The sequence below is a fragment of the Caulobacter sp. GW821-FHT10E02 genome (assembly GCF_059415225.1).
On record NZ_JBWKMV010000003.1, the window covers coordinates 802,070 to 813,909 of the forward strand.

15 protein-coding genes are annotated in these 11,840 nt (G+C 68.3%); 7 read left to right on the forward strand and 8 right to left on the reverse strand.

All coding sequences use genetic code 11. From position 1 onward, the window contains the following. Position 1: 1 nt before the first annotated feature. The 5 genes from AC07NI_RS18975 to AC07NI_RS18995 all read right to left on the reverse strand — a co-directional run bounded on the left by AC07NI_RS18975 (position 2) and on the right by AC07NI_RS18995 (position 3,831). Positions 2–853 carry a hypothetical protein gene (locus AC07NI_RS18975; protein WP_494621925.1) on the reverse strand — a complete coding sequence of 284 codons (852 nt, stop codon included), beginning with the start codon at positions 851–853 and terminating at the stop codon, positions 2–4. Between the two features lie 117 nt (positions 854–970). Beyond that, positions 971–1,117, reverse strand: coding sequence for a hypothetical protein (locus AC07NI_RS18980; protein ID WP_494621927.1), 147 nt, complete (start codon positions 1,115–1,117; stop codon positions 971–973). A 31-nt stretch (positions 1,118–1,148) separates the two neighbouring features. Next, positions 1,149–2,024: a transglutaminase family protein gene (locus tag AC07NI_RS18985; protein WP_494621929.1), complete on the reverse strand. Its 876-nt coding sequence runs from the start codon at positions 2,022–2,024 to the stop codon at positions 1,149–1,151. 46 nt (positions 2,025–2,070) lie between these two features. Then, positions 2,071–2,739 (reverse strand): TetR/AcrR family transcriptional regulator, encoded by a 669-nt coding sequence (locus tag AC07NI_RS18990; protein ID WP_494621931.1) that lies wholly within the window; start codon positions 2,737–2,739, stop codon positions 2,071–2,073. Positions 2,740–2,859: 120 nt separating this feature from the next. Continuing rightward, positions 2,860–3,831: a glycosyltransferase family 2 protein gene (locus tag AC07NI_RS18995; RefSeq protein WP_494621933.1), complete on the reverse strand. Its 972-nt coding sequence runs from the start codon at positions 3,829–3,831 to the stop codon at positions 2,860–2,862. Between the two features lie 156 nt (positions 3,832–3,987). On the opposite strand from AC07NI_RS18995, the gene AC07NI_RS19000 reads away from it, so the two are divergent. Beyond that, positions 3,988–4,335 carry a helix-turn-helix domain-containing protein gene (locus AC07NI_RS19000; RefSeq protein ID WP_494621935.1) on the forward strand — a complete coding sequence of 116 codons (348 nt, stop codon included), beginning with the start codon at positions 3,988–3,990 and terminating at the stop codon, positions 4,333–4,335. 14 nt (positions 4,336–4,349) lie between these two features. Further along, on the forward strand, positions 4,350–5,738 hold the full coding sequence (locus AC07NI_RS19005) for a calcium-binding protein (protein WP_494621937.1): 1,389 nt from the start codon (positions 4,350–4,352) through the stop codon (positions 5,736–5,738). 2 nt (positions 5,739–5,740) lie between these two features. On the opposite strand, the gene AC07NI_RS19010 is transcribed toward AC07NI_RS19005, so the two are convergent. The 3 genes from AC07NI_RS19010 to AC07NI_RS19020 form a co-directional block, all read right to left on the reverse strand. Then, complete coding sequence (locus tag AC07NI_RS19010) at positions 5,741–6,919, reverse strand: vWA domain-containing protein (protein ID WP_494621939.1); 1,179 nt, start codon at positions 6,917–6,919, stop codon at positions 5,741–5,743. Between the two features lie 65 nt (positions 6,920–6,984). After that, positions 6,985–7,491 (reverse strand): GNAT family N-acetyltransferase, encoded by a 507-nt coding sequence (locus tag AC07NI_RS19015; protein ID WP_494621941.1) that lies wholly within the window; start codon positions 7,489–7,491, stop codon positions 6,985–6,987. 38 nt (positions 7,492–7,529) lie between these two features. Continuing rightward, positions 7,530–8,534: a zinc-binding alcohol dehydrogenase family protein gene (locus AC07NI_RS19020; RefSeq protein WP_494621943.1), complete on the reverse strand. Its 1,005-nt coding sequence runs from the start codon at positions 8,532–8,534 to the stop codon at positions 7,530–7,532. 108 nt (positions 8,535–8,642) lie between these two features. Between AC07NI_RS19020 and AC07NI_RS19025 the strand changes: the two genes are divergently transcribed. The 5 genes from AC07NI_RS19025 (at position 8,643) to AC07NI_RS19045 (ending at position 11,831) form a co-directional block, all read left to right on the forward strand. Further along, positions 8,643–8,999 carry a winged helix-turn-helix transcriptional regulator gene (locus AC07NI_RS19025; protein ID WP_494621945.1) on the forward strand — a complete coding sequence of 119 codons (357 nt, stop codon included), beginning with the start codon at positions 8,643–8,645 and terminating at the stop codon, positions 8,997–8,999. 1 nt (position 9,000) lies between these two features. Next, positions 9,001–9,921 carry a histone deacetylase family protein gene (locus tag AC07NI_RS19030; RefSeq protein WP_494621947.1) on the forward strand — a complete coding sequence of 307 codons (921 nt, stop codon included), beginning with the start codon at positions 9,001–9,003 and terminating at the stop codon, positions 9,919–9,921. Continuing rightward, positions 9,896–10,576 carry a histidine phosphatase family protein gene (locus AC07NI_RS19035; RefSeq protein WP_494621949.1) on the forward strand — a complete coding sequence of 227 codons (681 nt, stop codon included), beginning with the start codon at positions 9,896–9,898 and terminating at the stop codon, positions 10,574–10,576. Before AC07NI_RS19030 ends, AC07NI_RS19035 begins: the two co-directional genes overlap by 26 nt. 98 nt (positions 10,577–10,674) lie before the next feature. Then, the gene (locus tag AC07NI_RS19040; protein ID WP_494621951.1) at positions 10,675–10,929 is read left to right on the forward strand and encodes an exodeoxyribonuclease VII small subunit; all 255 of its coding nucleotides are present in this window, start codon (positions 10,675–10,677) and stop codon (positions 10,927–10,929) included. Continuing rightward, the gene (locus tag AC07NI_RS19045; protein ID WP_494621953.1) at positions 10,929–11,831 is read left to right on the forward strand and encodes a polyprenyl synthetase family protein; all 903 of its coding nucleotides are present in this window, start codon (positions 10,929–10,931) and stop codon (positions 11,829–11,831) included. Before AC07NI_RS19040 ends, AC07NI_RS19045 begins: the two co-directional genes overlap by 1 nt. Positions 11,832–11,840: the final 9 nt, after the last annotated feature.

Genomic DNA, 11,840 nt, shown 5'->3' on the forward strand with positions numbered 1-11,840 from the left:
CCTAGCGGCCGCGCACCGAAACCGTGACGCCAACGACCGTGTCCTTGTCGGAATAGTCGATCGAGTTGAGCTTGCGGCGGGTGGCGGTCAAGGCGACCTGGCGGTTGTCCTTGCGCCAGCCCAGGCCGACCTGGCGGCTGCCGAAGCGGGCGACCTTGTCCTCGCTGTAGCCGGCGTTGCGCCAGCCGCCGATGGTGTCGCGGATCAGGTTCAGGCCATAGGACTTGCCCGAGCTGGCGGCGAACAGCATCCAGCGGCCGCGGCGCAGGTCCTCGGCCGAGGCGCGGGTCTTGGACATCAGGTTCGAGGCGTTCAGCGTCAGGCGCTTCACCGCGCCCGATTGCAGGCCCATCGGCGTGAAGGCCAGCGGCTGGTCGTCCACCTGCATCTGCAGGACCTTGCCGGCGGGGCGCGGGTGATCGACGCGGGTCAGGGCCAGCACCGGACGGCGCGGCATTGGCGGCCCCTCGGCCAGGATACGGGCGGTCGGACGGGCCGGTTCGACGCGGGCAGGTGTCGGGGCAGGGGCGATCTTGGCGTCCGCCGGGCCCGCACCAGCAAGGCCGGTTTCGTCTAGACCTCCAGCGAGCGCCACCGTGGCGACGGCCGGAGCAGCATGGGTCTCGGCGGCGATGGCGACGGGGACGACCGGTGTCCGGGGACGCTCGCCGCCATAGCGGGCGGTGGCGATCGGCGCATCGGGATCATCGACCGGCGTCCGCGCGTCGGGGCCGCCGGCCAGGGTCAGGGTCTGGTTGAATTCCTCAGGGGCGTGAGTCGACAGGGCCGTCGCGGCGCTCACCACCGCGAGGCCGGCCGTCGCCAGCAGACATCCGAGCGCGACGCGTCGCATGCTCGCAGTGCTCCCCGTTCCCCTAGCGTCAAAAGTTACTGACAGCTTAAGTGCCTGTACAGGCCGCTCGCGTGACACGGGCGCCGGAACGCGTGGATCTTCACGCTCTTTTACAATTCAGTGGCCCGGTTTGGGTTCGAAGGTCCGCTTTTCCTTCAGCTTCAGGCAGTCCTGGTCCGGCTTCTGGCCGTGCTGGGCCTTGGGCTCGGTCTTGGGGATGCTGAAGTTCCGCATGGGGTCTTGGTGCTGGAAGCCGCTGGTCATCACTCTTCCTCCCGTACGCATACTGATCATATCACTCCGTTGGGTTGTTGGAATCGACAAGGCGCACATCCACGGAGACGTGAAGACGCGCCGCGCCGGGGTCGCCGATGATGGCGCCCGAGACGGGTAACGCTTGAGCGGGCGTTCGGGTGGCGGCGACACGGATCAGATCGGGCGATTCCACGAGGCCGTTGGTCGGGTCGAACTCCAGCCAGCCCAGGTCGGGCAGGAACACCTCGCACCAGGCGTGGGTGGCGCCGGCCCCGCGGATCGAAGTCCCGGGCGAGTGGATGTAGCCGGTGGCGAACAGCGCCGCGTAGCCCAGGCGGCGCAGGCCCTCGACCATCAGCCAGGCCAGGTCGCGGCAGGCGCCGCTGCGCTTCTTCAGGGTCTCGACCGGGGCCTGCACGCCTTCCTCGTAGCGCGTGCAGTATTCGAACTGGGCGTGGATCAGCTCGTTGATCCGCAGCAGGAAGGCCAGGGCCGGCTCGTCGCGATGGGCGCGGATGTCGCGCAGCCAGCGCAGCAGCACCGCGTCGGGGTCGTCGGTGACCGGAGCGATGAACGGCTCCAGTGTCATCCGGTCTTCGCGCGAATAGACGATGGGCGTCAGGGTGTCGGGGTTCTCGATCCGCTGCGGGGCCAGCGGGGCGGGGTAGCGGTCGATGACTAGCTCGCTGGCCACCCGCATGGCGTCGGCCTTGCCGGTCGGCTCGAAGATGCAGACGCAGTTCCCGTTGGCGTCGTAGCTCCAGCGCGTGCCGCCGGGCGGGAACAGGCGCAAGCTGGCCTCGACGATGCGCAGGGCGTGGCTGTCGCGCGGACGGATCATCAGCCGCTGCGGTCCGAACCGCACCGGCCGTTCATAATAGTACCGGGTCTCGTGAAGGATCCGCAGCCGTCCCATGGCGCAGCTGAAACGCGCGCGCCGCGACCGGGTTCCTGGCTACGCGTTAGGCGCGAAAGCCGGCTTCGGCGAAGGCCAGCATGCGCTCCAGCAGGGCCACGACGTCCGACTCGCTGGTCTGGCCTTCCGACAGCACGTTCAGGCGGTCGAACTCGGCGAAGCGGTTGTTGTGCAGCATGCCCAGGGTGAAGTGCAGCCGCCAGTAGACGTCTTCCGGCGACAGGTCCGGGCGGGCCTTCAGCAGGGCGTCGGAGAAGCGGCGCAGGTGCGAGACGTCGGTCTTCAGCACGGTGCGGATCTCGTCGGTGCCCTCGCTGCGGGCGCGGATCAGGAACTGCAGCGAGATGCGGCGCTCGTGGTCGGGGGCCAGCCAGCGCAGGGGCGGGGTCAGCAGGGCGGCCAGGATCTCGCGGACCGGCGGCGCGCCGGCGTTACGGTCGTTGGCCTCGTGCAGCATCTTGGCCCGCTCGCGATTGAGCTCGGCCGTGCGGCGACGGAAGATCTCGAACAGCAGGGCGTCCTTGGACCCGAAGTGGTAGTTCACCGAGGCCAGGTTCACGCCGGCGGCGGCGGTGATGTCGCGCACGGAGACGTTCTGGAAACCGTGCAGCGCGAACAGGCGCTCGGCGGCGACGAAGACCAGGTTCTTGGTGGCGGCTTCGGTCTCGGCGGCCTCGACCTCGTTGGAGGCGGCGGCGTCGGTGGTCGGACTCACTACGTATTCCCCTTTACCCGTGGGGAAGTCTTACGGGCGTTCGAATTTGGCGCAAGCGTCAAGATCACCGTCAGAACGCGGATCGTGGGCGTTCGTCGCATTTTCAGTCAGGCGTGTGGCTTAGCCGACGGCGGCGAGGCGCTCGACGGGGCGGCCCATGCGACCGCGACGCAGTTGGCGCAGCAGCGGCCGGCCGACGGCGACGCCCAGGATCAGCGGGGCCAGCACCAGGGCCAGGGCCTTGCGCGGCAGGCTGTCGGCGCGCTTGAGGAAGTAGCGGACCAGGCCGCGACCCTTGTGCCACTCGACGATCAGCGGGTTCTCCTTACTGGTCGAGCCGACGTGGACGATGCGGGCGTTGGGCTGGAACAACACGCTGCCGCCCTTCTTGCGGGCCCGCCAGCACAGATCGACGTCCTCGACGTGCAGGAAGTAGCCCTCGTCGAAGCCGCCGAGGACGTGGAAATCGGAGGCCCGCATATAGAAGCAGGCGCCCGAGATCGTAGGGGTGTCCACCGGGTGCGAAGGGGGGGCCTCGCTCTCCCGGTGGATCTCGAAGCGGCGCAGCGGGGGCAGATGAGCGCTAAGCTTCGAGAGGCTAAGCAGGGTCGTGACGGGCGTGATCTCGCCGCGCCGCGCGCCCCGCTGTTCGGTTCCGTCGGTATTGAACACCCGCGCCCCGATCACGCAGGGCGAGGGGCGGTCGCGGGCGGCGTCTTGCAGAGCCGCCACCGCGCCGGGGGTCAGAAAGGCGTCGGGATTGAGGAAGACCAGTTCCTGGCCCTTGGCCGTGGCCGCGCCCAGATTGGCGGCGCGGGCGAAGCCGATGTTTCCCAGGCCTTGCAGCAGGCGCACGCGTGGTTCGCGGCGGGACAGGTCGCGCAGCCAGGCCGCGTCGGCCAGGGACGAGCCGTTGTCGACGATGATGAACTCCTCGACCCGCGGCTCGGCCAGAGCGTGACGCACGCTCTCCATCAGCGCCGGACCGGTCATGTAGACGACCATGATCAGCGACAGGCGCGGCTGGACGTCCCATTCCTTGTTGAAGGGGGCGGCCTTGCGGGAGTGGGCGGGATCGATCGATACGTACATGCGACCAGTGCATTCAAAATAGTTGCATAAAAACTGTATGTGGGTCGAAGATGATCCGCAAGGCCTCTCGCGAGGCCGACGATCGATTGTTGCGTTTTTATGCAATGTGTAACAACTAGGGAGCGCCCGTGTGTTGGGCGTGGAAGCGGCTTAGCGATGTCCAGAACGGCGATGAATCCCGCCAAGGCGGCCCTCACCAAGACCCTGCGACGCGAAGCGGGTCGCTGGCTGAAGTCCGCGCGCGAGGCGGCGGGCCTCACTCAAGCGGAACTGGCCGAAAAGACCGGGCTGCGCTATTACACCTTCGTGTCCCAGGTGGAGAACGGTCTCGGTCGAGTGCCGATCGAGGCTCAAGCCGTCTGGGCCGAGAGCCTGGGTCTTGAACCGGGGCAATTCGCCCGCACTTTGCTGCGATACTACGAACCTGAGCTGTATCGGCTTCTGTTCGACGGCGCCGCCGAAGAGGCGGAGCCGGCCGAGACCGAGCGAGCGGCCCAGGCCTGACGAGCGACGACGACATGGGTGAGATCCTAGCCTTCAGCCCGCGGCCTCCGGCCAGCGACTGGTCCGCCAACGAGCGGGGCCTGCTGATGCTGCTGACGCAGCAGCTGGAGACGGCCTATGGCGAAGTCGACGGGGTCTTCGGCCAGACTGATTCGGGCGACCCCTGGTACGTGGTCACCGACGCCAACCAGGATGTCGTCGTCCATATCGCCCGCATCGACGGCCAGTTCGTCGTGCACGACGCGGCGATCGACATGTTCCACCAGGTCGGCAGCCTGTGGGGCGCGCTGCGCCAGGTGCTGTCGTCGGGCATTCCCGAGCAGAACGGCACGGTCGTCGCCTTCAACCCCGCCAGCCGCGAGGCCCAGTCCTTCCTGTCGCTGGTCATCGCCGTCGGCCTGTATCTCGAGATGCGCGGCGTCACGGTGGGCGATGCGGGCCATCTGAGCTTCGAGAACCTGCCGCGCGCCGACGACCCGGCCCTCGACACCCTGGCCTCCAAGCTTATCGCCGCCCTCGGGGGCGATACCGATCAGGCCCGCAGCCACACTCCGTCCGCCGCCACCGGTGGCGAGGCCGCGCCGCAGTCGACGATCAAGCCCGAAGGCTCCGCGCCGGTCGTGGTCCAGGCGCCGGACGAAGCTCATCAGGGCCTGCCGGCGTTCAAGATCGCCCACCTGGCCGCGCTGGCGGCTCCGACCGCGGGGGCTGGCCATGCGCTTGCCGCGCCCGAGGACAAGGCGGTGGTCGAGGAGCTGGGCGGGCAGGGCTTTACCGACACCAAGACCGTCATCGTCGGGACGCCGGGCAACGACGTCCTGTACGGCACGTCCGGCGGCGACACGATCCGCGGCGGGGCCGGCGACGACTATATCGACGGCAAGGGCGCCGCGAAGGGTCAGGTCGATCGCCTGGACGGCGGCGACGGCAACGACCGCATCGTCATGAACGCCCGCGTGGTCGCCACCGGCGGCAATGGCGCCGACACCTTCCTGATCTCGGCCGCTCAGCCGGCCGATAAGACCGCCGCCCTGCTGGGCGTGGTGCTCGACTACTCGACCGCCAAGGGCGACCACCTGGCCGTGATGGGCGATGGCCACGCGACCGTGGTCAGCACCGCGACGGTCGCCAACGTGTGGACGGCCCAGGTCGAGGCGCTGAACGACGCGGCCCTGACGCAGGCGACGGATACCAGCCATGCGGTGGCCGGGGCGCGCGTCGGCTTCGACATCGACGGCGACGGGCGCGAGGACGTGTTCATCCTGCTGGGCGGCGCCAACAGCCTGACCTTCCGGGTCGGGACCACGATCGCCAACGACCACACCGGGTCGCCGGAAGTGCCGCTGGTCGGCCAGCCGTCCACGGACGCCGGCCACTACGGCGATACGACGACCGGCCGCTAGGGCTAGCCCCGCACCAGCTCCCGCATGGCCTTGTCCAGGCCATCGATGGTCAGCGGGAACATGCGATCAGAGACGATCTGCTTCATCACGCCGATCGACTGGGTGTAGTCCCAGTGCCGCTCGGGCGTCGGGTTCAGCCAGATGCAGCTCTGGTAGATGTCGACGACCCGCTGCATCCAGATCGCGCCGGGCTCCTCGTTCCAGTGCTCGACGCTGCCGCCCGGATAGGTGATCTCGTACGGGCTCATGGTCGCGTCGCCGACGAAGATCACCTTGTAGTCGGCCGGGAACTTGTGGAGCACGTCGAAGGTCGGGATCTTCTCGGTCAGGCGGCGCTTGTTGTCCTTCCAGACCGTCTCGTAGAGGCAGTTGTGGAAGTAGTAGAATTCCAGGTGCTTGAACTCAGTCTTGGCGGCGCTGAACAGCTCCTCGCAGAGCTTGATATGGCCGTCCATCGAGCCGCCGATGTCGAAGAAGATCAGCACCTTGATGGCGTTGCGGCGTTCCGGGCGCAGCTGGATGTCGAGGTAGCCCTTCTCGGCCGTGCCCTTGATCGTGCCGTTCAGATCCAGCTCGTCGGCCGCGCCGGTGCGGGCGAACTTGCGCAGGCGGCGTAGGGCGACCTTGATGTTGCGGGTGCCCAGCTCGACCGAGTCGTCGAGGTTCTTGTACTCGCGCTTGTCCCAGACCTTCACCGCCCGGCCGTGGCGGCTCTTGTCCTGGCCGATGCGCACGCCTTCGGGGTTGTAGCCGTTGTTGCCGAACGGCGAGGTGCCGCCCGAGCCGATCATCTTGTTGCCGCCCTCATGGCGCTTCTTCTGCTCGCGCAGGCGCTCCTGCAGGGTCTCCATCAGCTTCTCGAAGCCGCCCAGGGCCTCGATCTGGGCCTTTTCCTCGTCGGTCAGGAAGCGCTCGGTCAGGGCCTTCAGCCACTCTTCCGGAATGTCGGCGGCCAGGCCCTCATTGACCGTCTCCAGCCCCTTGAAGACGTGGCTGAACACGCGGTCGAACTTGTCGAGGTTCTTCTCGTCCTTCACCAGGCTGGCGCGCGAGAGGAAGTAGAAGTCCTCGACCGTGCGGTCGATGACGTCCTTGTCCAGGGCCTCCATCAGCAGGAGGTATTCACGCAGGCTCACCGGCACCTTGGCCTGGCGGAGCTCGGAGAAGAAGCGAAGGAACATCGGCGCGGCTTTCGAACAGATGTTCGGGAGAATGGAGGGTTCTCAAACGGGACGCAATGCCGAGGTCACCCGCGCCGCAGGATGAACTCCAGGTCGTTGGTCTCGCCGACCTTGAAGAAGTATTCCCCGACCTTCTCGAAACCCTTGCTGGCGTACAGCTTCTGGGCCCCGAAGTTCTCGGACCACACCCCGATCCAGATGCGGCGCGGACCCAGCCAGTCGAGCGCCGTCTTCAGCAGGGCCGAGCCGCGCCCGCCGCCCTGGTGGCTCTTGAGCACATAGATCCGCTTCAGTTCGCCGTCCTCGGCCGCGACCGCGTCATGCGGCAGGTCGCACGGCCCAGCCAGGGCGTAGCCGATGGCCTCGCCGTCCTCGTCCTCGAGGATCCAGGTCGCCTTGTCGGGATGGGCCAGGTCGTTGCGCGTCCGCTCCAGCCCGTAGGCATAGGCCAGGAAGGTCTCCAGGTCCTCGGGCGGATAGAGGTAGGCAAAGGTTTCCGTGAAGGTGCGCGCGCCCAGGCTGGACACGGTGTCGGCGTCTTCAACGGTGGCGCGGCGGATGGTGTCGGTCATGGCGACTTGGTAGCCGCCATGATCTCGACCTTCAACGATCAGAAGCCTTCCAGGACGATCTTGCCGCGCGTGCGGCCGCTCTCGATCGCCGCGTGGGCCTTGATCAGGTTGGCGGCGCTGATCGGCGTCAGCACCTCCGAGAGCGTGGTGCGCAGGTCGCCGGCGTCGACCAGATCGGCGACGGCGTTCAGCAGGCGGTGCTGCTCGATCATGTCGTCGGTCTGGAACAGCGAGCGGGTGAACATCAGCTCCCAGTGCAGGGAGGCGGCCTTGCGCTTCAGCGGATTGACGTCCAACGCCGGCGGATCGTCGATCACCCCGATGCGGCCTTGCGGGGCCAGGATCTCGACCAGGGCGGGGAAGTGGTCGTCCGTATTGGTCAGGCTGGCGATCAGCCCGACCGGCGGCGCGTCCAGCGCCTTGATCTGGGCGGCGAGATCGCCCGAGTGGTCGACGACGTGGTGCGCGCCCAGGTCCACCACCCAGTCGCGGGTCTCGGGCCGCGATGCGGTGCCGATCACCGTCAGCTTGGTCAGCTTGCGGGCCAACTGCACCAGGATCGAGCCGACGCCGCCAGCCGCGCCGATGATCAGCAGGCCGCCCGTGCCGTCGCGCGTCGCGCCCAGGCGGTCGAACAGCAGCTCCCAGGCGGTGATGGCCGTCAGCGGCAGGGCGGCCGCCTGGGCGAAGGACAGGCTGGCGGGCTTCCGGCCGACGATCCGCTCATCGACCAGATGGAACGCGCTGTTCGAGCCCGGCCGGTCGATGGCGCCGGCGTAGTAGACCTCGTCCCCGACCTTGAAGAGCGTCACCTCCGGGCCGACGGCCTCGACGACGCCGGCGGCGTCCCAGCCCAGCACCTCGGCCTGACCTTCGGCGGGCTTGCGGCTCTTGCGGATCTTGGTGTCGACCGGATTGACCGACACCGCCTTGACCGAGACCAGCAGGTCGCGCCCCGTCGGGACGGGCGTGGGAAGCTCCAGATCGACCAGCGCTTCGGGCGCGTCGATCGGGGAGGGGACGTGGTAGCCTATGGCCTTCATGGCGGGTCTCCGGATGGCTTTGGTTGGCCTCGAGCCCCAGATCGCGCTAACCTGCGGAAGTCGCAAGTACGGTAAAAAGCTGTACGTAGTACCCAAAAGGATACTGTGATGAAGCTGCGCGATTACAGCTGCGCCGAGGGTTGCCCCGTCGAAGCGACGCTGGACCTGATCGACGGCAAGTGGAAGGGCGTCATCCTCTATCACCTGCGCGACGGGACCTTGCGGTTCAACGAACTGGGCCGCCGCCTGACCGGCATCACTCAGCGGATGCTGACCAAGCAACTGCGCGAACTGGAGGAGGCGGGCCTGGTCGACCGGGTCGTCTACGCCCAGGTGCCGCCGAAGGTGGAGTACAGCCTCTCGGCCGAGGGCCGCAGCCTGGAGCCGGTGATCGCCGCCCTGGCCGCGTGGGGCGAGGCGCGCATCGCCCGCATGGCCCATGCTTCCGATGGGAAGGCGGCGTGACATGACCCTGGCGCTCTATACCCACCCCGACATGCTCGACCACCAGCCCGGCCATGGGCATGTGGAGAGCCCCGAGCGCCTGCGCGCGGTGATCGACGCCCTGAACGACGACCCCAATCTGGCGCTGGAGGCGCTGGACGCGCCGCTGGTCGAGGTCGAGGACCTGCTGCGGGTGCATCCCAAGGCCTTCGTCGACGCGGTGTTCGCGGCCGCGCCAAAGTCCGGCCGGCTGGCGCTGGATCCCGACACGGTGATGTCGAGCGGCAGCCTGGCCGCCGCCCGGCGCGCGGCCGGGGCCAGCGTGGCGGCGGTGCGGGCCATCGCGGCGGGGGAGACCAATAGGGCCTTCTGCGCCGTGCGGCCGCCGGGGCACCATGCCGAGCCCGGCGTGGCCATGGGCTTTTGCGTGTTCTCCAGCGTCGCCGTGGCGGCGCGGGCGGCCCAGGCGGCGGGCTTGAAGCGGGTGGCGATCGTCGATTTCGACGTCCACCATGGCAACGGCACCCAAGCCGTGTTCGAGCACGACCCGACGGTGTTCTTCGCCTCGATCCACCAGTCGCCGCTCTATCCCGGCACCGGCGATCCGTCCGAGACCGGGCTGGGCAACATCGCCAACGCCATCGTCGCCCCGCACGCGGCCCGCGAGACCTGGCGGTCGCGATTCGAGGGGCTGATGGACAAGGTCGACGCCTTCGCGCCCGAACTGCTGATCGTCTCGGCCGGTTTCGACGCCCACGTCCGCGATCCGCTGTCGGCCCAGAGCCTGGACGAGGACGATTTCGCCTGGGCGACAAGGGCGATCGTCTCGGTGGCCAACGCCCGGGCCAAGGGCCGGGTTGTGTCCTCGCTCGAGGGCGGTTACGACCTCCAGGCGCTGGGGCGTTCCGCCGCCGCGCATGTGCGCGCTCTTCAGGAGGGGTGAGGGGACGGAACGGCTTTTTGCCCACCGACTTCTCTTCAACATGGCCGACGTCACCATCGCCGACCAAGCGTCCTCGCCCGTGAAATCGGGGACCATCACCCTGGCCCGCCACGGCGAACCCGCCCTGTCGCGCAAGGTGAAGCTCAACGCGCCTGAATACGGCGACTGGTGGGCCCGCTATGAAGTGGGCGGCCTGAAGGACGGCCAGACCCCGCCGGACCAGCTGATCCAGATCGCCCGAGACGTCGACGTGATCATCGTCTCGACCCGCCGCCGCGCCATCGAGACGGCCAACGCGGTGGTCGCCGGCCGCGCCTTCACCACCGACGAGACCTTCATCGAGGCCCCGCTGCCGCCGCCGCCGTGGCCCCTGTGGCTGCGGATGTCGCCCAAGCGCCTGGGCTTCTTCGCCCGCTTCTGGTGGTGGTTCTTCAACAACCACGGCGGCCAGGAGACCCGGGCCGAGGCCGAGGCCCGGTCGGGCCAGGCCGCCGACAAGCTGGTCGCGCTGGCCGACCAGGGCCAGGACGTTCTGGTCGTGGCCCATGGCTTCTTCAACTGGATGATCGCCGATGCGCTGAAGGCGCGTGGGCTGACGAAACTGGTGGATGAAGGTCACGCCTACTGGAGCATCAAGCGCTTCCGCCGCGCTTAGGCCCCAAAACCCTCTTCCCTTAACCACGCCTTGGCTCTAGGCCGTTGTCCGCGCGGCCTTGCGCCACTAGGCTGAGCGCTGTTCTCCTGAGAGTTGAAATGACCGACGCCGCCGCCACCCCCGCAGACATCTCCGCCCTGAGCTTCGAGGAAGCCCTGGCGCAGCTGGAACGGATCGTGGCCGAGCTGGAGTCGGGCCAGGCCCCGCTGGAGCGCTCGATCGACATCTATGAGCGCGGCGCGGCCCTGAAGGCCCACTGCGAGAAGAAGCTGGAAGCCGCGCGCCTGAAGGTCGAGAAGATCGTTCTCGGCCAGGGCGGCGCCGTCTCCGCCGAAGCGGCCGAGTTCAACTGATGGCGGGCGCGCGTCCGGCCAGCGACCTCGAGAAGCGGATCGTCCAGGCCGCCGACATCGTCACCGTGGCGTTGGACGAGCTGCTGCCCCGCGCCGATGGCCCGGAAACCCGCCTGACCGAAGCCATGCGCTACGCGGCCCTGGGTCCGGGCAAGCGCCTGCGCCCGTTCTTCGCGCTCGAGACCGGCAAGATGTTCGACCTGCCCGAGCGGCCGGTGCTGCGCGCGGCCTGCGCGCTCGAATGCATCCACGCCTACAGCCTGGTCCACGACGACCTGCCGGCCATGGACGACGACGACGTGCGTCGCGGCCGTCCGACCGTGCACAAGCAATATGACGAGGCCACCGCCATCCTCGCGGGCGACGCCCTGCAGACGGCGGCCTTCGAGATCATGGCCCACCCCGACACCCACGACGACGGCCATGTCCGCTCGGAACTGGTGCGCAAGCTGGCGATCGCCTCGGGCGCCAAGGGCATGGCCGGCGGCCAGATGATCGACATCCTGGGCGTCCGTGACGACCTCGGCGCGGTGGCGCGGATGCAGCGGCTGAAGACCGGGGCGCTGATCGCCTTCGCCTTCGAGATCCCGCTGATCATCGCCCGGGCCAAGGACGCCGAGCGCGCCGCCCTGATGGCCTTCGCCCAAGACCTGGGCCTGGCGTACCAGATCGTCGACGACATCCTGGACGCCGAAGGCGACCCCGAGACCATGGGCAAGGCCACGGGCGGCAAGGACGCCGCCATGGGCAAGGCCAACTACGTCACCCTGCTGGGGCTGGACGCGGCGAAAGAGCGCGTGGCGCTTCTGGCCGACCAGACCCGTTCCCATCTCGAAATCTTTGGCGAGCGAGCCGAACATCTGCGCGAAAGCGTCGATTTCGTGCTGGACCGCCGCAACTGACCGCGCTCT